Origin of the sequence: Paenibacillus sp. FSL H8-0317 (assembly GCF_045040685.1) — a bacterium.
GTDB lineage: Bacteria > Bacillota > Bacilli > Paenibacillales > Paenibacillaceae > Paenibacillus.
Map to the genome: position 1 here is coordinate 3,302,989 of NZ_CP150294.1, position 19,078 is coordinate 3,322,066.

Consider the following 19,078-nt stretch of genomic DNA (forward strand, 5'->3'; position numbering starts at 1 on the left):
GATGCACAAAATGTCTTAAAAAACCTATTCGCAGAGACGATTTCCGACAGACGAAGCCTTGCTAAAGATGCTCTACCTGGCAACGATTGACGTCACTCGGAAATGGACAGGGCGTGTCCAAAACTGGGGGCAAATGCTGCTCCAACTTTCCGTCTTTTCCCAGATAGGGTCGGTCTACGCTTGCGGTAAATTCGCTATCCCCCCGGGGGAATCTATGACTAAAAGAGTTTACACAAAATTATTGACAGACCCCCAGTCTTTCATACAAAAAAGACTCCTTTTAATTAGAAAGGAAGCCTTTTTTTGTTGATTAATTTAAATCATATTTATCGAGTATTGAGTCAAAAAGTTTTTGGTAGAGTGTTTTTTCTTGAGTAGTGAATGTTCTCATTGCGTCACTGTTGCTTTCCAGGCTGAATTTTCCCATGCTTCCGTTTATTAAACCGTAATCCCCAAAAGTGTTTTGAGCCAGGAAAATAATATTATTATCACCTTTCTCTAGCTCGGTGTAGCCATCAGCCGTAAATTTTTTATCTTCTCTTAAACTTAAAGGTTCTAGAATAGTTATTTCCTTCGAGTTTTCTGGGAAATCGTCAGGTTTTTTTATGATCTGATCAATAATTATATCTGTCTTAGTGTAGAAATCTTGAAGAGCACCGTCTTCATAACTGCTGATTATATGTTCTCTGTTCTCAAAGTCATCTTTAGCGTATCCCACAATGATTAGATCTGAGAACTGGTCCAGCCTATCTACATCTTCAAAAGTAAGTGAATTAGTTGAAATATCAATTACTTCATTAATTTGCATTTGTTCTTTTTCTTGAAGAAAATAGTACAAACCTGTCGATATAATAAATAAACTTAAAATTGATAAACCTATTATGAGAGATCGAGATTTAAACATAATATACCTCCCTAAAAATTAATTGCCACGCTTTAATCTGATTTCAGTTATGTCATAGGTTGTAGGGCCAATATTTTGAATACCAGATCTCATAATCGAATTTGCACCATCTGATGGAGTGTGATCAAGACCAATAGAATGCCCAATCTCATGACCTGCATTCGAGATTACCTCGTCTGTTTTAAAGTCGGCGCGCTCCATGTTATTATAATATATTGATACGTTACTAAAAGCCCAAGTATCACTGTGATTTGCTTCAACATAGCCACCTGAACTAGATAATTTATAAGGAGTGTAGTAACCAAAACGGTAAGGTATGCTGGTTACACCAACATAGTATTTATCAGGAGTCCCACTTGATGAGAGCACTCTTTTTAAATTAACTTTGCTTGATGTTTCATTCCACCTAAATCGAGCTTCATCAAATGCTGAAACATATCCATAAGAAGAAACTGAATCTGAGTACCATACATCATTTATGGCGGTGGATCTGCCTCCAGAATATCGAACCGCGTCAGCATCCGTTTGTAGTAAACCTAGACTCAAAGGAACAACGAAAAACCCTAAAAGAACTATTTTTTTAAACGTTTTAGAAATTCTCATCAGTTTAGGCACCTTCCTATGTAATATTGATTTAGCCCTAAAAAAGTATTTATAGATTTAACACCAGCACCTCCTTAGTTCATTTATACCAAATTAGGGAATAATTAAACTATAAGTGGAAATGATAGCGAATTCAATAGACAACTTTGGTAGCACTATAAAACAAGACTTTTACATAGACAAACAGGAGTCTGCAATTAAGCATCTCCTTTAGGGATTACTTGATTTTCTCATAAATTAACACATAAATAAGTCATCATTTTAAATAACCCTGTTACTATACGATTGATAATTTAAAATAGAGGGGGTTCAATTTTAGTGAAAAAAATGAGCTGGATTGCTTTGATTTTAGTCCTGATTTTGTACTTTGTTTCGATGTACTCACTATATTCTCATATGAATAATAAATGGCTAGTTAGTCCTCCCAACTATGTAATTCTAATTCTTTCTATTTTAGTATTAGCTATAGCCATACTTGGTTTCAAAGATAATTTGAACAAGTCTACGAAGGTAAGAAGTTGGATTTCAACGGTTCTATCCTTAGCATTGATCTTCATCCTTTTGGGTGCTTTGTCATTTACATCGATATTTTCTGGGTACAAACAATTACTTACGACTACACATTCACCAGATAAGCATTATACAATAAGTTTCTATAAAACTGACGCTGGAGCCATGGGATCGTTTGGCGTTATGGGGGAATTAAAAGGCCCACTTTGGTTTAAAAGAGTATTTTATTATGAGGGAAAGACGGATCAGGTAGACTTGGAATGGGTTGATAACCATACAATTTCAATTAATGATCAAAAAGTTAATTTATTAAATGGTGAAACTGTGCGCCGTAGCCCTTAATTTTATAAGATTTTTTTCTTAACTGATAGCTAAAGTGAAATTCCTTTACGGAGTTTCGCTTTTTTTTGCGTTTCGAGAAAAAGATGGATAGAAGAGAAAGTGATCATCATCAAAAATCCTTTGAGGTTTTATATGAATGAATAGAAGAAGTTAAACATGTCGCGATTTTATACATTTATTGTCGTGAGTTTCTATTAAAAATAGATTAAGTCTGTGATAACTTATAGATAAATGTCAGAATATTATATAGTATGGAGGTAAGACACATTGACCATTCGAATTGGGAAAATTAGCTTGTGGCATGTTCACGCATGGGATTACATCAAGCAGGCACAGGAACATGAGGATACAGTTATCGCAGCTGTTTGGGATGACGATGCCAAGCGGGGGCAGGAAGCGGCTGAACGTTTAAACGTACCATTCTATGCTTCACTCGAAGATATGCTCGCCAAGGATGACATCGATGCCGTTATTGTAGATGCGCCAACCCGCATCCATGAAGAGGTGATCACCGCTGCTGCAAAAGCAGGTAAACACATCTTCACGGAGAAGGTTATTGCATCAACACAGGCGGAATCTAACAGAATCCTTAATGAGGTAAAGGCAAACAACGTCAAGATGACAGTTTCCTTACCACGTCTGAATGCAGGGTATACGTTAACGATTCAGGATGTACTTAACCAAGGATTACTTGGGAAAGTGACTTATGTTAGAGCGCGTTTATCGCATGATGGAGCAATTTCGAACTGGTTGCCTGAACACTTCTATGATCTGAAGGATTGTCAGGGCGGTGCGCTGATTGATCTGGGCTGCCATCCCATGTATCTCGCCAAATTGTTTCTGGGTCAGGAAGTAACAGCGGTTAACGCGAACTTCGGATATATTACAGGCAAAGAAGTGGAAGATAATGCAGTCGCAACCTTGTTTACGGATTCTGGAGCAGTCGGCGTTGTTGAAGCTGGTTTTGTGAACAGCCATTCTCCATTTACGATTGAGGTTCATGGTACGGAAGGTACACTTCTGTACGGAACACCCGAAGAAAAGTTATTGATTCGCACGAAAGCAGCAGAGGGACAGTATCAAGAGTGGACTGAACTTCCTTTGGCAGACCAAAGAGAAAGCGCATTCAATCAATGGGTTGCACATATACAGAATGATACGGATGCAACTGAAAACGTGCAGATCGCTATGGAGCTGACCCGTTTGATGGAAGCAGCGAATCTCTCTGCCAAAGAAGGGCGCAGAATCACTCTGAATGAGTTGAAGGGTTAGGTTTTATTAAGGAGGTGTGCAATCTTGAGCCTGTATCCTTATGAGAAAATGCTTGAACGGCAGGATCTCCTGGAGAGACTGGATATTCTAATGGTTTGGGGACATTATGAGATTCGCGTGATGCGATTTCATCTGACTTCTTTTCCAGCGGGCCGAGTTGTGGATTTCCATAATCATGCGGAGTTTGAGTTTCATTTTATCCCAAGAGGTAAAGGCAAAGTTATTCTCGATGATCAGACACATGCACTCTCGGAAGGTATGCTTTATTTGACTGGACCGGGTGTCGTTCATTATCAGGAGGCTGATGCCAAAGAGGACATGGATGAATTATGTCTTCATGTGGATATCGTTCACAAGCCAAGAGAACATGTTGATCCCTGGGAAGCAGCAGAATCCGAGGAAACGATGGAAAAGCTGAGAACGCTTCCGCTTACTCCGGTGAATGACTATCATCGGGCGATGCATTGTTTTTTGGAAGCCTACGAGGCATGTGATCAGAAATTGTTAGGTTATTATACGTCGATCAAGCAACTGGTTATCAGCATATTACTCAAAACCGTGCGAGCATACGACACCGGGGGGAATCGACCGGAAGCCCCTGTGCGGGATATGTCGGTGTATCGCTATGAGTATGCAGTGCAGTATATGGAGGCGAATCACCCTACAGTGGTCACGCTGGAGCATGTAGCTGAGAAACTTCATATTAGCAGCAGACAATTGCAGCGAATCTTCTACCAAGTACAGCCGGAGATGCCGTTCAGCCGTGTACTGGAGGATATTCGTCTGCGCGCCGTGTGCCGCAATCTGGAGGAAAGTAACGTATCCATTGAACAGATTGCTCTTGCTTCAGGCTTCAATAATGCCAACTATTTGCATGCTGTATTTCGCAAACGTCTGGGGATGACCCCGTCGGCTTTTCGCAAAATGAAACAACCAATACTTAAGTGAGGGTGAATATATATGAGTAAAGTATATCGTATCGGAATTATTGGCTGTGGTGGAATCGCGAATGGCAAACATCTGCCGAGTCTGAGTAAACTGGATAATGTTGAACTGGTGGCTTTCTGCGATATCGTTCAGGAACGTGCAGATGAAGCCAAACAGAAATATGGCTCTACTGATGCTGAAGTCTACACGGATTATCAGGAATTGCTTAAGGATGAGTCTTTGGATATTGTGCATGTGCTTACGCCGAATATTTCTCATGCCGAGATTTCTATTGCTGCTCTGGAGGCAGGCAAACACGTGATGTGTGAAAAGCCAATGGCGAAGACATCTGCTGAAGCACAGCTCATGCTGGAAGCGGCAGAACGTACCGGTAAAAAACTGACCATCGGATACAACAACCGTTTCAGAGAAGACAGTCAGTATCTGAAGAAGGTGTGCGAAGCGGGTGACCTGGGTAATATTTATTTTGCCAAAGCACATGCAATTAGACGTAGAGCAGTACCAACATGGGGTGTTTTCCTGGATGAGGAGAAACAAGGTGGCGGTCCGCTGATTGACATTGGTACGCACGCACTTGATCTGACGCTCTGGATGATGGATAACTATCAACCAAAAGTTGTGCTGGGTACGACCTATCATGAGCTTTCACAACGTGAAAATGCGGCCAATGCCTGGGGCCCGTGGGACCCGAAACAATTCTCTGTAGAGGACTCGGCCTTTGGCATGATTGTGATGGAGAATGGAGCTACGATCATGTTGGAATCCAGTTGGGCACTGAACTCACTGGATGTGGATGAGGCGAAATGTAGCTTGAGCGGCAGCGAAGCGGGTGCGGATATGAAGAACGGACTGCGCATCAATGGTGAGAAATTCAGCCGTCTATATACCAACGAGGTTGAACTGAGTGCTGGCGGAGTAGCTTTCTACGATGGTAAGAGTGAGAGCGCACCGGATGTTGAGATGAGAAAGTGGATTGAAGCGATTGAAAACGACCAGGAGCCAGTCGTTACACCGAAACAAGCGCTGGTTGTATCTCAGATCCTGGAAGCTCTCTATGAATCTGCTCGTACAGGCAAGGCTGTGTACTTGAATAACGGTAGCGAAGCATAAAACAGACATAAAACAATTAGATTACAGAACCCTTTGTCCTGTTATTTGGGGACAGAGGGTTTTTGGTGTTTTGGTTACTAGCTATTGGTCCATACCAGACTCTATTTCGGCACATATGATGAGAGAAAAATGAGCTGAAAAGAGGGTATGTCTTGACTAAACAAAAAACGGGTCACGGTGTTTCCATTGTTGTGTGTACCAATCGTCCGCAATTTTTTGATAACATCCTGCAAAATTACAGTCGGCAGCGTTATCAAAGCAAAGAGCTGATCATTGTCCTGAATCATGACAGTATGAATCTGGCATTATACCAAAACCGGGTTCGAAAATATGCGAATGTTCATGTATATCAAGTTCCTGAGAGCATTTCCCTAGGACAAAGCCTGAACGCCGGCATGACGAGGGCTCGTTTTTCGTTGATTGCCAAATTTGATGATGATGACTACTATTCGCCGTATTATTTAACAGAGCAGGTGAGAGAACTTAGACGGACCAAAAGTGATATTGTGGGCAAACATTCGTGTCTCGTCTATTTGGGCGCATCCAAGACACTGCTGGTCAGATCTCCTGCTGAAAAAAATAAACCGGTTGAATTTGTACAAGGGGGCACTATTTTATTCAAAAGAGAGATCTTGAAAAAAGTCCGCTTCACGGACCGTTCAATAGGGGAAGATGTGACCTTCCTGAGACAATGCAGGAAAAGAGGATTCAAAGCGTACGCGACCTCTCCTTACAATTATGTCTATCACCGCAGACAGAACAAAAAAAGTCATACCTGGAGAGCGGATGACAGCTTTTACCTGGAGGGAAGCAAAAAACTTGCGGTTACAGAGGATTTCAGACCCTATTCTAATAAAAAGTTATAGTCTGTAATCGTAGTGCTCATGTGTGTCGTCAAATAACGAAAGCGAAGATGCATCTGCTGCATGTAGATGCGTCTTTTTTGTGCCAAAATGGTTCAATTTGGAGGTGGTGAGAAAAAAAATATGAATTTACTTGAAAAAAAGTATTGCATATAAGTTTAGTCGGAATTATATTAATGGTATAAGGTCTAGACCATATACAGATCGGAGTGTTTAGATGTCCAGTACGTTTTCATTTCGTTTTGAGAAAGTATCTACCAAAAAGGTTAGTGAATTCATTAGGGAACAATTGGAAGAAGCCATTATTCTGAAAGAATTAATGAGTGAAGAACAGCTTCCAGCCGAACGAGATCTGGCAGCGATTTTTAACGTAAGCCGCATTACCGTTCGTGAGGCACTCTCTTCACTGGAAGAGAAAGGCTTGATTGAGAAAAGGGTGGGTGCCAAAGGTGGAACATTTGTACTGCCTCTGACAGCCAATTCGCATAAGCGCACGAGAGAAGAAATTAAACGGGATTGGTCACAGATGCTGAAGGTGTTTGAATTTCGAACCATCATCGAGCCAGAGGGAGCTTTTCTCGCTGCTGAGCGGATCACCGCAGGCGAACTGGAGCTGCTTGAGGGCTATATGGCACAAAGCATAGAACCGGACTGTACAAGGGAATGGTTCAGGGCACTGGATGTAAAATTCCACCTGACTATTGCCAAAGCGTCTGGCAATCCGTATTGCGAGAGAGCCGTCAGACAGATTCGGACCAAAATTAATCCGGCGCTGGACTTGATGCCTTATGATGACCGGATACGTTCCGTCAATCACGGTGTACATATGGAGATTCTTCAAGCACTGAAAGCACATGACAGCATCAAGTCCCGGGAGACGATGAAAAGACATATCGAATTCTCGGCTGACGCGATCTATGCCCGTTTGGTTTCTGAATCGGATGAAAATGAAGGGAATGACAGCGAATGAATCGTTCAGAACTAATACAGCTGGCTCAGCCACTGCAAGCCCAGTTAAGCGCTTGGCGCAGAGATTTACATCAGTATCCTGAAATCGGCTATGAGGAACATCGCACATCCGCTATCGTAGCCGAGCATCTGGAAAGCCTGGGACTCGAAGTTACACGCAATGTCGGAAAAACCGGGGTTACAGGCCTGCTTCGCGGAGAGACCGATGGACCAACCTTTGCCTTGCGCGCAGACATGGATGCTCTGCCCATCCAGGATCAGAAAGCGGTGGAATATCGCTCGCAAGTGGAAGGCAAAGCGCATCTGTGTGGACATGACGCTCACACCTCCATCCTGATGGGAGCCGCCCAACTGCTTACTGGTCTTGGAAGACCGAAATCAGGCAATATCAAATTTATTTTCCAGCCAGCAGAAGAGGGACTTGCAGGTGCAAGAGCCATGATCCAGGACGGTGTTCTGGAGAATCCGAAGGTTGATGCCATCGCAGGATTACACATGACACCTGGACAGAACACGGGAACCTTGGGTGTAAGTCAGGGCGTTGCGTTTGCATCAGCTGATCCCTTGATTATCAAGGTGTTTGGCAAAGGTGGGCACGCAGCTCGTCCGCATGAGGGTATTGATGCGATCGCGGTATCCGCTCAGGTCATCACCGCATTGCAAAATATCGTCAGTCGGATGGTTGATCCACTTGAACCGGCTGTAGTCACGATTGGCAAGATCACCGGAGGTTATATGGGAACAGCCATCGCCCCGGAAGTGGAGATGATCGGTACGGTTCGTACACTCTCACCTGCCATTCGTGAGCGGATGCCAGCTCTGATCGAGCAGGTTGTAAAAGGGGTCTGCGATTCTTTTGGAGCTGGATGCGAAGTCGTTTACGGCGATGGATACCCTGTTGTCGTGAATGATCTCGGCATGGTTGACCTCCTAACAGAGACTTGTGATCAGGTTAATGCGGAGAAGGGATGGACTTATATCAAACCCTCCACAGGGGGCGAGGATTTCGCTTTTTATTGTGAACAGGTTCCGGGTGTGTTTTTCAGACTAGGATCTGGGAATGATGAGGAACGTACTCGTTATCCACTCCACCATCCCATGTTTGATCTTGATGAGACAGCGATGCCTTATGGTGTTGGCATGTTGTCTGCAGTAGCACTTGAATTTTTGGCACGGAATACATCTTCTGAGGGGGAGCAATCACAATGAAAAAAAGACAATGGACAGGCTTGTGGATCACGTTACTGGCAGTCGTAATGGTACTCAGCGCTTGCGGAGGAAAATCGACAAGCACAAATGATGGTTCCGCAACAGAAGGAACGGGCAGTGGAAGCGCAAGTACAACACTGACCGTTGCTGCGGCAACCGATATTGAGAGTTTCGATCCGCACAATAACAACAACACTTCCAGTGAGGCGGTTCTGGTCAACGTTTTTGATTATCTGATCAAAAATGACAGTGAACAGAAAAAAGTTGCGGGACTTGCGACATCATGGGATCAGGTTGATGATACAACGTGGAGATTTAAGCTGCGTGAAGGTGTTACCTTCCACAATGGCGATCCATTCACTTCAGCAGATGTAAAATACACGCTGGAGCGCGTAGCCAAGGACGAGACACTGAAACAAAACAGTTATTTCAAAAATATCGTAGAAGTTAAAGTGGTGGATGACTATACCGTAGACATCATCACGGATGGTCCAGATCCGTTGCTCCTGAATCGTTTGTCCAAAATGGGAGCAGGCATTCTGCCAGCAAAATATATTGCAGATAAAGGATTCGATGCTTTCCTGAAACAACCGGTAGGCACAGGCCCTTACAAGTTCAGTAAATGGACCAAAGATGATCGTGTGGAACTTGTGAAAAACGAGAACTACTTCGACGGTGAACCAAAATGGAATGAAGTGGTATTCCGCGTTATTCCTGAAGCCTCCACACGTGTATCCGAATTGCTTGCTGGTGGTGTAGATGTGGCTTCTTCCATTCCGTCCACTGACATTGCACGGATCGAAGGCGAAGCAGATAAGAAGATTGTCAAAGCGCCAATCCAGCGTGTTCTTCAGTTGATCTTCCGTCAGACAGAAGGCAGTATCACAGCTGATCCAAAAGTACGTGAAGCCATTGACCTGGCTATCGACAAACAAGGCATTGTGGACAGCATTGCCGGCGGAGCAGGTATCGTAACCCGCACATCCGTAACACCAGGCAACTTCGGTGCTGATCCTTCATTGTACAAAACGTCACTCTATGACCAGGAAAAAGCCAAACAACTCCTGCAAGAAGCTGGCTATGCGGAAGGTGAAGCTGAGATGACCATCTCCGTTTCCGCACAGTACAAAGAACAGGCTGAAGTTGTCGCAGCGATGCTGGAACAAGCCGGATTCAAAATCAACCTGGATGTCCTGGAAGCAAGTGCATTCAGTGAACGTTACAGCTCCAAATCATTCAAAGAAATCTTCATGATTGGTATTGGTAACTCCTTGTTCGATGCTTCGAATAACTACAATCGTTATATGTTGGAAGAAGCGAAAGGTGAGTCGGATTACAACAATCCTGAAGTAGAGAAACTGCTTCAATCTGCATTGGTGAACATGGACCCTGCGTCTCGTGAGAAAGAGTATCAGCAAGTACAACAGATTTTCTCTGAAGAGCGTCCAGCCGTATATCTGTACCAAATGGAAGGTGTATACGGAACAAATGATAAAGTGAACTTCGCGCCGCGCAGTGACGAGATGTTCTATGCTGACGAGATTGCACCTGTTGCACAGTAACATCGGGTATAACACCGGTCATTGAAAAGATAGGCCGTGAACGGCAGGGACTGGATAACCATGTTCCTGCCGTTCTTTTTAATAAGGGAGGTGAACAAGGAATGGGCAAATACGTACTTAAGTCATTACTGCAGATCATTCCGGTACTGTTCATTGTTTCATTAATTGTGTTCATTTTGGTTCGAGTCACCGGTGATCCGGTTGCGCTAATGTTGCCTGAAACGGCTACCGCTGAAGATCGTGCTGTCTTGACGCAGGCACTTGGTTTGGACCAGCCTTTATATACGCAATACGTGAAGTTTCTGGGCAGTGCGATACAGGGAGACTTTGGTCAGTCTTTTCGCTACAATCAGCCTGCATTAGAGCTTGTGTTGGAGAGATTGCCTGCCAGCTTTGAACTGGCGGTAGCCGCCATGTTTTTTGCCGTACTTATGGCTGTGCCACTTGGAGTCATTTCAGCTGTCAAACGCAATACGTTTACCGATCTCATTATTTCAGGAATATCCGTTATTGGTAAGGCGATGCCAAACTTCTGGATGGGGATTATGCTTATCCTCTTGTTCTCCGTCATGCTGGGTGTATTGCCGGTATCCGGTCGCGGAGGATTGTCACATCTGATCTTGCCGGCATTTACACTTGGCGTTGGACTGGCTGCGCAGATGACCCGACTGATTCGCTCCAGCATGCTGGAGATTCTCAACCAGGACTATATTCGAACAGCCCGCAGCAAGGGGCTTGGCCGGATGGTTGTCATTGTGAAACATGCGTTTCGGAACGGATTGATTCCGGTTGTAACGATTATGAGTTTGCAGTTTACAAGTCTGATCGGGGGAACCTTGATTACGGAAACGGTATTCTCCTGGCCTGGACTGGGGCAATTGCTGGTCGTTGCAGTCAACACCCATGATATGGCGATTGTACAGGCAGCGGTGTTTGTCATTGCCTTTATCGTTGTGGTAATCAACATCTTGACGGATGTAGCTTACAGGCTACTTGATCCGCGCATCAAATACGACTAGAAGGAGGTGCAATCATATGACAGGCAGCAATGAAATGCCAATTCCGGGTACAGAACAGGAACAAGACAATGGGCGTGCACCAACGGGATTTCGTTATATCTGGCAACAACTGATCATCAGCAAGACCGGAATGTTTGGTGCTGTGCTTGTATTGTTGGTTGTGTTAATTGCCATAGGTGCACCTCTATTGACGAGTCATGATCCATCGGCAGTTAATCCGCTCAACCGACTTAAACCACCAGCATGGCTTGAGGGCGGAACGGCCGAATACTGGCTGGGTACCGATAATCTCGGCAGAGACATGTGGAGTCGAATTGTATATGGTGCTCGAGTTTCCTTAATCGTGGGGATGGGTGCCGTGATTGTATCAGGAATCATTGGCGCGATTCTGGGGCTGGTATCCGGATTCTACGGGAAATGGCTGGATGCTGTCATCATGCGTGTAGGTGATGCATTCATGGCCATTCCAACCATTCTGTTCATGCTTGTTGTGATGGCGATTGTTGGTCCGGGTATTACAACGCTGATCTTTGTCATCGGTGTAACGAACTGGGTTCCATTCACCCGTGTGGTAAGAAGTGAGGTTCTCAGTATCAAGGAGCGTGATTTTGTTCATGCGGCCAGATCGATTGGCGCGAAAAATGGAAGATTGATTCTGAAACACATTCTGCCGAATATCCTGTCATCCTTTATCGTCATCTGCGGTATGAATGTCGGCACAACGATTATTATGGAAGCTTCACTCAGTTTCCTGGGTCTGGGTATCAAACCACCCGATGTGTCCTGGGGAGGGATGCTCAGTGATGGCAGACAATATGTTGCTACAAGCTGGTGGGTTGCTACATTCCCGGGGCTAGCCATTACATTTACCGTACTCGGTGTTATTTTCCTTGGAGATTGGCTGCGTGATGTGCTTGATCCACGTACGGAGACAACCCATAAATAAACGGAGAAGGGAGCTATCAATATGAATCAAAGACCCATTATGCCGGAGGATCTGAGTCACTACCGTTGGATCAGTCAGCCGGTGATCAGTCCTAACGGACAAGTAGCTTATGTGGAACAGACCATAGATCAGGATAAAAACGAATATAACACACAAATTCGAGGAATTTCGCTCGATGGTGATAAAGATATTGCACTTTCGGATGGAACAAAGGATTCCTCACCTGCTTGGTCGCCGGATGGCACACAACTCACATTCATTCGCTCAGTGGATGGTGGCAAAGGACTATGGACGCTCCATTCAGATCAAAAAGAGCCAGTCATGCTGATATCTCCCGCACGTAAAATATTGAGTTATATCTGGTCTCCGAACGGGCAGTACATTGCGTTTACCAGCAAAGTACAACCGGAGGACCAACAGAAGAAAGCTGACGTCCAACAGGAGCCTGCACCTGCACTGCGAGGTAAAGTCTTTGAGCGTACAACGCCGAAGGCGGAAGGTGCTGGCTGGTGGGATGGTCTATACAGCCAGTTGTTTGTATATGAGAGTAAAAGCGGGGAGATCACGCAGGTGACTTCCGGGCTATGGAATATCAGTGCTCCAGCATGGTCGCCAGATAGCAAGCAGCTTTCTTTCATTTCGAAGCAAGTAGAGGATGAGGAACTTGATGCAGATCTACTGTACTTTACGGATATATACAGCGTTCGATTGGGAGAGCGTGATCTCTTCAAAGTGACGGATTCCAGTCTGGCGATAAGCCAGTTCTCCTATTCGCCCGACGGGCAGCAGCTGATCCTGATCGCCAGTGATCGTGAGTATGGAAGTGGGAGCCACAACAGCTTATACGCTGTCCCCGTTCATCGAGGTATACCCAGGCCAATCGCACCCCAAGTAGATATGCAGATTGGTAACGCGGCACTTGGTGATATGAAGTCAGCAGGTGCGTCTCCTTCTCCGCTCACGGATAATAAGCATTCGGAAGTTGGTGTATTTGTACTTGGGACACAGAACGGGAATGTGGATGTGTATCATATTCAAGATAATGGAGAGTGTAAATCCGTTACGGGCGATGGTGAGAAGGATGTGTATCAGTATACCTTAACACCAGATGGTTCATCGCTGGTAATCGCTGCGTTGACTGCTGAACACCCTGGAGAGTTATATCGCGTGGATATCGACAGTGGTGAAATGTTCAGACTCACCCGGCGAAATGATGAATTCATGGCTGAATTGGCTGTAAATGTGCCAATCCGTGTAGAGTTTAAGTCCTCTGATGGATGGCCGCTTCAAGGTTGGTTAGCCACACCGGCAATACGTGACTCCAATGGGAAATTGCCATTGATTTTGCAGATTCATGGTGGACCGCACGCGATGTATACGGGTACATACAGTCATGAAATGCAGACACTCGTTGCGCAAGGGTACGCTGTGCTGTGGATCAATCCTCGCGGAAGTATGGGATACGGTCAGGAGTTTGCCAGAGCTTGCCGTGGTGACTTTGCCGGAGGGGATTACCGGGATCTGATGGAAGCTGTTGATTATGCCCTGGCTACATACGATTTCCTTGATGCATCACGTCTGGGTGTAGCGGGTGGCAGTTATGGCGGAGTGATGACCAACTGGATTGTAGCGCATACCCACCGTTTCAAGGCGGCTGTAACCCAGCGTTGCATCTCCAACTGGTTGTCCATGTATGGAACGAGCGATATTGGAATTTCCTATGTCGAGGGAGTCATTGGTGGTAATCCGGCGGAAAACGCTGAATTCCTGTGGTCCCGTTCACCACTAGCTCATGCACATCACATTGAGACGCCACTTCTGATCATGCACGGAGAGCAGGACTATCGGACACCGATTGCGCAAGCGGAGGAATTATATACTACGCTAAAACGATATGGCAAAAAGACCAAACTGATTCGTTATCCAGGTTCCAACCACAGTTTGCTGAAAAGCGGTAAACCTTCACTTCGGATTGATAGCTTCGAACAGGTGAATGCCTGGTTCAATCAGTACCTCGGGAATGAGGAGGGCGAGCAATGAGTCAGACTCAGCTGTCCATTCCTGTAGGCCTCCTTGTAGAAAATGTTCTGACAAGCGGGGAATCAAAAGAAGTGATTATTGAATGTTTGCAACGTCGAGACTATTCCCGGTTGTTGCCTCTGGTTAAGGAATCCACGATGGATTTTGATGAAAGACTACAGACAGCAGCTGATATCGGAGACGATTGGGAAAAGGCGATACGTCAAGGTTATGAGTTCAAGTTTTTGCATATTAACGGGTTGAAACGATTGCTCGATTTCCGGTTTGACCGTAAGGTGGATCGGGATTACGTACAAGATGAACTGTCACTGAAGCATATTCAACTGACCGCAGAAGAGATTGAATTGCTACAATCGTTAATTGGCAGACAATGGCTCGTGCAAGCAGAAACAGAGCAAGCAGAAGAGGGCAGAACAGATAGGGAGTTATCTTCCTGCATTCCTGTCCGTATTCAATTAAAATTCCCTTAATATGGACCAGAAGAAGCCGCGATGATCGCGGTTTTTTTGCTATGTACAGGTAGAAATGTGGATGACTGAATTCAAAAGTTGAAATCGAACTTCGTATGATTTATATTTGTATTAAATGATAATATTATCTATCAAAAATACGGGCGCAAAGAGGGGGACCTAGGATGTCCATTCAAAATGTTTTGGGAAAAATTCAAATATCGGATGATGTGATCTCCAAAATTGTCGGCAAGATTGCAAATACTACCAGTGAGATTTCCTCCATGTCGACAGGACTTGTAGAAGGCATCACCAAAAAGTGGAGCGGGAAAAGTCTGCAAAATGGCATAGCTATCCGCAAGGTAGAATCAAGACTGGAGATAAACGTAAAGGTTGTCGTGTGTTATGGAACGAAAGTGCATGAAGTCTGCAGGGAATTGCAAAACAATGTGAGATTGCATGTGGAACAGCTGACCGGATTAACCATTGATACGGTGAATGTGATCGTTGAGGGGTTATCATTCAACCAACCTGCTGCCCAGCTTTAATTCAATTTCAGCTACCTAGAGGAGTGACAGCGATGAATAAGATTTCCATAACAAAAGCCAGTCCACAATCATTAGTCGGCGGGCAGCTAAATCAGATGGCACTTGAATATATGGCCTATTCGCTTGCAGGTACCAAGGATAAAGGCATTATAGAGAAAACATTTAACAAGTTATGGCGTTCGAATCAGAACCGATTCAGTCACCAATATGCTTATGAAGCTAAAATGGGTAACCAAACGCTGGGCATGATCGTATGTTATCCGACCACTATCATGAACAAACTTGCTTTACCAACGTTCTCCAAGCTGTTTGAACTTCGGAAATGGAGCCTGATCAAGTATAATCTCCAACACTGGAAAGAGTTCTACTCCATGGTGACATTAAAAGAAGCGGAGAACGACGAGTACCACATCGGAACATTAGCTACCTTGCCTGAAAGCAGAGGACTTGGTGTAGGGACACGACTCATTCAATTTGCTGAGGAGCAAGCTATAACACAAGGTCTGTCCAAATCTTCACTTACGGTTAAAAAGGAAAATATACTAGCTATTAAACTCTACGAGCGTTTGGGATACCAGAGAGTAGGGGAAATCAATAAACCTTCGTTATCCCTGTACAGAATGTCCAAAAAACTGGTGTAATGTTTTCAGATACGAATAGAAAAAGCAGCTAACTGAAGAGTTTCACATATATAAGCCCACATTGGAACGGTTAAAAGTGTGAGCTGGAGGGGCGCTTTATGTGTCCCTTTTTTTAGTTTTCAGATTTTTCTCATAAAAAAAGTAACTTGACTTTTGTGTGTGATTAAGCAGGTACTTGACAGGGGTGTGGTATAGTATAAAAAGTTCTTTTAATGAAGAAGACGGAGAAATATACAATGTGGGGTGTAACCAGTGTATCAATATAAGGATCAGGAATATGAAGCAGTACATTTTGAGGGACGTGATCTGCGCTATGGAGAACTCATAAGCTGTGTTTTCAAGCAGTGTACATTTATGAACGCTTCTATGGAAGAAATCGAAACGAGTAACTGTCGTTTTATCGAGTGTGACTTCAAAGGGGCTTCCATGAATGGTTCGATTCATACGGAATCGGCTTTTGAAAACTGCACCTTCGGTGGTGCGAATCTCTTTGCTTCCAAATTCAGCTCCTGCAAGATGACAGGCTCAGACTTTTCAGGTGCGCAAATGGATGGCATCACCCTAAGTCACGGCGATTGGTCCTATACCAATCTGAGACATACACGTTTGGGGAAACAGGATCTGCGAGGAATTCGTTTCTTCGAGGCTGACTTTACGGACACGGATTTCACCAAAGCGGATTTGAGAGACTGTGATCTTACCAGAGTTATATTAAGCAGAGCCAAGCTGCAAGGGGCCGATCTTAGAGGGGCTAATCTGGAAGGAATCGATCTGAAATCGCTGGATATCAAAGGCGTACGTTTGGATCGCGAACAAGCTGTTCTGTTTGTACGCTCGTATGGTGCGAAAGTAGATTAAGTTGAACATATACAGTAGCAAGCCGCCCTTGAGGCGGCTTTTTTGACGTTAAAGCTTTCCCAATTCAAACAAATTGGCAGGAATAAGAGATCTAAACAAGAAGTAGTTAACATAAGTTTCAACTAAAAGGAGGTTATCATGACAGTCACATTAATTATTATTGTTGCTATTATTGTCTTTGGGCTTATAACCGGCACGATTACTACAATTATGGTATTTAAACTGCTACGTAACAATAAAGAGCAACATCACCTTCGCAAGAGCATTCTGATGGACGGAATTCCAGCAGAAGCAATAATTCATGATATTGTACAGACTTCATCCAGTATGGATGGAAGGCCTGGCGTGCGATTGGATTTGACTGTAACCCAAGTTGACGGCCGCACCTTCCCAACAATTGTAGAGACTTATATTCCAATCACACATATTCCCCACTTTCAGAAAGGCAATGTCATTAACGTAAGATACATTGCGATGGGGAATGAACGAAAAGTTGAGGTACAGGATGCCTACCTTCCGTGAGGTGCCGCAGGGTGGTAAGCTTCGGTTATCAGGCATATCAAAAACCATTACCTGAAACAAATCAGGTAGTGGTTTTTAACGTTAATTTAATTGAGTTAATCCTCTTCTTTTGACATATTTCGTATATACCTCGCTTTTCTTCATGAAGTGAATTTCATTACGTTTTAACGCTGTGCTTGTGGGCTCGTTTCAACCGCACAGCAACCCAGCTCATGATCAGAGCAGCAATGAACAGAAATACGGTCACACCTGCAATGACAACAAAGAAGGATTGGTCAAATGCAGCAAAGGCGGCATTTTTGAGCGATTCAGCAGACGCAGCAGGCAAGCTTTCGGCAGCGATAAGTGCTTCATCCAGACTGTCTTTCGCATTGGCTGACACACTAATTCCCACAGGGATCTTCATAGCGAGTGTGTAGAAAAGGGTCGACATACTGCCGATGATTGCAATACCGGATGCCCCGCCCAGCTCATAACCTACTTCCTCAATGGAAGCGGCCATACCCGCTTTGTGTGGTGGGGCATAACTCATAATGGAATGTGATGCAGCGGTCATCCCTGATCCAAGACCTGCACCAAGTAGTGCCAAACCGAGAATTTGCCCGGTGAACCCGGCATTGAAATACATCAGATACGTCCCCATGCCAAGGGCAGCGATGAAAAGAGTGAAGCTTTTGATATATACAACATCCACACGGTGCATAATGGCCCCCGTAACAGGTCCAGCGATGAGTGCTGCAACAGGTATGGATACGGTGAATAGTCCAGCCTGAAGAGGTGACATGCCTTCCACCAGTTGAAGCCGCTGAGTGACCATATATTGCACACCCATTTGTGCAAACAAGCCAACCAGTGCGGTAATAAAGCCGGTGCTGAATCTTGGGATTTTGAATAAGGATAGATCCAGCAGCGGATTGGGACTGTTATTCTGACGGCGAATAAAGATGATCAGGGCCAGAACACCGATCACAGCAGCAATGATAGCGAGTGTGAGAGATCCTTCGCGTCTTGTGAATTCCTTAATGGAATAGATAATTCCGACCATGGCAATCATGATCTGAATAGAACTGGTGAAGTCCCACTTTTTCGAGGTATCCCCTTGATGTTTAGGGATCATTTTCAAGGCGAATACAAACGCGATAATGGCTATGGGCAGGTTAATCAGAAACACAGAACCCCACCAGAAATGTTGAAGAAGCAGTCCACCAACAATCGGTCCCAGTCCAGCACCGCCTGATGCAATGGAACCCCAGATGCCGATTGCCAGTGCGAGTTCTCGCTCATTCGTAAACGTAACTCTGATAATCGACAATGTCGCTGGCATCATCATGGATGCACCTACGGCAAGAAGAATTCTGCTCATGACTAGCACAGCCGGTACTGGAGAAAAGGCAGCGGCAAGAGAAGCAGCAGAAAAGACGAGCAAGCCCAGGGTAAATATTTTTTTATGACCAAGACGGTCTCCGAGTGTTCCCATTGCAGGAAGAAGACCCGCCATGACAAGGGAGTAACCGTTCAGAATCCATAATTTCTCCGAAGCTGATGCACCGAGATCATGGGTCAAGCTGGGTAAAGCGGTGTACAGGATGGTCATATCCATCACAATGAGTAATAGTGCACTTGAGACAATAACTAGAATCATCCAACGTTTGAATTTTGACATGTTTCCCTCCGGCGATATGAATAACTTACAATTTTAGACTAAACTATCGGGTAACCCTATAGTCAAATTTTTCTTTACAGACTATAATGCATGTATATTG

The 19,078-nt window shown here is 44.6% G+C and carries 19 protein-coding genes and 1 pseudogene; 17 read left to right on the plus strand and 3 right to left on the minus strand.

Annotation, left to right across the window (positions count from 1 at the left end):
• Positions 1 to 40: 40 nt before the first annotated feature.
• Positions 41 to 189 (plus strand): annotated as a pseudogene (locus MHB43_RS14795) (IS256 family transposase); the annotation flags it as partial.
• Positions 190 to 310: 121 nt separating this feature from the next.
• Here MHB43_RS14795 and MHB43_RS14800 read toward each other — a convergent pair.
• Positions 311 to 904 (minus strand): hypothetical protein, encoded by a 594-nt coding sequence (locus MHB43_RS14800; RefSeq protein ID WP_340982628.1) that lies wholly within the window; start codon positions 902 to 904, stop codon positions 311 to 313.
• 18 nt (positions 905 to 922) lie between these two features.
• Positions 923 to 1,507 carry a hypothetical protein gene (locus MHB43_RS14805; protein WP_405132215.1) on the minus strand — a complete coding sequence of 195 codons (585 nt, stop codon included), beginning with the start codon at positions 1,505 to 1,507 and terminating at the stop codon, positions 923 to 925.
• A 327-nt stretch (positions 1,508 to 1,834) separates the two neighbouring features.
• On the opposite strand from MHB43_RS14805, the gene MHB43_RS14810 reads away from it, so the two are divergent.
• The 16 genes from MHB43_RS14810 (at position 1,835) to MHB43_RS14885 (ending at position 17,315) form a co-directional block, all read left to right on the plus strand.
• Positions 1,835 to 2,359 (plus strand): DUF5412 family protein, encoded by a 525-nt coding sequence (locus tag MHB43_RS14810; protein ID WP_405132432.1) that lies wholly within the window; start codon positions 1,835 to 1,837, stop codon positions 2,357 to 2,359.
• 267 nt (positions 2,360 to 2,626) lie between these two features.
• A complete protein-coding gene (locus MHB43_RS14815; protein ID WP_221819483.1) occupies positions 2,627 to 3,631 on the plus strand; it encodes a Gfo/Idh/MocA family protein in 1,005 nt (334 codons plus the stop codon).
• A gap of 24 nt (positions 3,632 to 3,655) precedes the next feature.
• Complete coding sequence (locus tag MHB43_RS14820) at positions 3,656 to 4,579, plus strand: helix-turn-helix domain-containing protein (RefSeq protein WP_245838080.1); 924 nt, start codon at positions 3,656 to 3,658, stop codon at positions 4,577 to 4,579.
• Between the two features lie 12 nt (positions 4,580 to 4,591).
• Positions 4,592 to 5,689: a Gfo/Idh/MocA family protein gene (locus MHB43_RS14825; protein ID WP_405132216.1), complete on the plus strand. Its 1,098-nt coding sequence runs from the start codon at positions 4,592 to 4,594 to the stop codon at positions 5,687 to 5,689.
• A 152-nt stretch (positions 5,690 to 5,841) separates the two neighbouring features.
• The gene (locus tag MHB43_RS14830; RefSeq protein WP_405132217.1) at positions 5,842 to 6,555 is read left to right on the plus strand and encodes a glycosyltransferase; all 714 of its coding nucleotides are present in this window, start codon (positions 5,842 to 5,844) and stop codon (positions 6,553 to 6,555) included.
• Positions 6,556 to 6,769: 214 nt separating this feature from the next.
• Complete coding sequence (locus MHB43_RS14835) at positions 6,770 to 7,522, plus strand: FadR/GntR family transcriptional regulator (RefSeq protein ID WP_405132218.1); 753 nt, start codon at positions 6,770 to 6,772, stop codon at positions 7,520 to 7,522.
• Positions 7,519 to 8,730 carry a M20 family metallopeptidase gene (locus MHB43_RS14840; RefSeq protein WP_405132219.1) on the plus strand — a complete coding sequence of 404 codons (1,212 nt, stop codon included), beginning with the start codon at positions 7,519 to 7,521 and terminating at the stop codon, positions 8,728 to 8,730. Before MHB43_RS14835 ends, MHB43_RS14840 begins: the two co-directional genes overlap by 4 nt.
• A complete protein-coding gene (locus MHB43_RS14845; protein ID WP_076211842.1) occupies positions 8,727 to 10,292 on the plus strand; it encodes an ABC transporter substrate-binding protein in 1,566 nt (521 codons plus the stop codon). The genes MHB43_RS14840 and MHB43_RS14845 overlap by 4 nt, the downstream gene beginning before the upstream one ends.
• A 101-nt stretch (positions 10,293 to 10,393) precedes the next feature.
• A complete protein-coding gene (locus MHB43_RS14850) occupies positions 10,394 to 11,311 on the plus strand; it encodes an ABC transporter permease (protein WP_017688654.1) in 918 nt (305 codons plus the stop codon).
• 16 nt (positions 11,312 to 11,327) lie between these two features.
• Positions 11,328 to 12,257: an ABC transporter permease gene (locus MHB43_RS14855; protein ID WP_221819477.1), complete on the plus strand. Its 930-nt coding sequence runs from the start codon at positions 11,328 to 11,330 to the stop codon at positions 12,255 to 12,257.
• Between the two features lie 21 nt (positions 12,258 to 12,278).
• Positions 12,279 to 14,297, plus strand: a complete 2,019-nt coding sequence (locus MHB43_RS14860) for a prolyl oligopeptidase family serine peptidase (protein WP_405132220.1) — start codon at positions 12,279 to 12,281, stop codon at positions 14,295 to 14,297.
• Positions 14,294 to 14,767: a hypothetical protein gene (locus tag MHB43_RS14865; RefSeq protein ID WP_405132221.1), complete on the plus strand. Its 474-nt coding sequence runs from the start codon at positions 14,294 to 14,296 to the stop codon at positions 14,765 to 14,767. The genes MHB43_RS14860 and MHB43_RS14865 overlap by 4 nt, the downstream gene beginning before the upstream one ends.
• Before the next feature lie 164 nt (positions 14,768 to 14,931).
• On the plus strand, positions 14,932 to 15,294 hold the full coding sequence (locus MHB43_RS14870; RefSeq protein ID WP_076211848.1) for an Asp23/Gls24 family envelope stress response protein: 363 nt from the start codon (positions 14,932 to 14,934) through the stop codon (positions 15,292 to 15,294).
• 32 nt (positions 15,295 to 15,326) lie between these two features.
• Positions 15,327 to 15,935: an N-acetyltransferase gene (locus MHB43_RS14875; RefSeq protein ID WP_076211851.1), complete on the plus strand. Its 609-nt coding sequence runs from the start codon at positions 15,327 to 15,329 to the stop codon at positions 15,933 to 15,935.
• 252 nt (positions 15,936 to 16,187) lie between these two features.
• On the plus strand, positions 16,188 to 16,793 hold the full coding sequence (locus tag MHB43_RS14880; RefSeq protein WP_076211853.1) for a pentapeptide repeat-containing protein: 606 nt from the start codon (positions 16,188 to 16,190) through the stop codon (positions 16,791 to 16,793).
• Between the two features lie 138 nt (positions 16,794 to 16,931).
• A complete protein-coding gene (locus MHB43_RS14885) occupies positions 16,932 to 17,315 on the plus strand; it encodes a hypothetical protein (protein WP_405132222.1) in 384 nt (127 codons plus the stop codon).
• A gap of 157 nt (positions 17,316 to 17,472) precedes the next feature.
• Here the strand turns inward: MHB43_RS14885 and MHB43_RS14890 are convergent, their stop codons facing one another.
• On the minus strand, positions 17,473 to 18,978 hold the full coding sequence (locus tag MHB43_RS14890) for an MFS transporter (protein WP_405132223.1): 1,506 nt from the start codon (positions 18,976 to 18,978) through the stop codon (positions 17,473 to 17,475).
• Positions 18,979 to 19,078 lie beyond the last annotated feature (100 nt).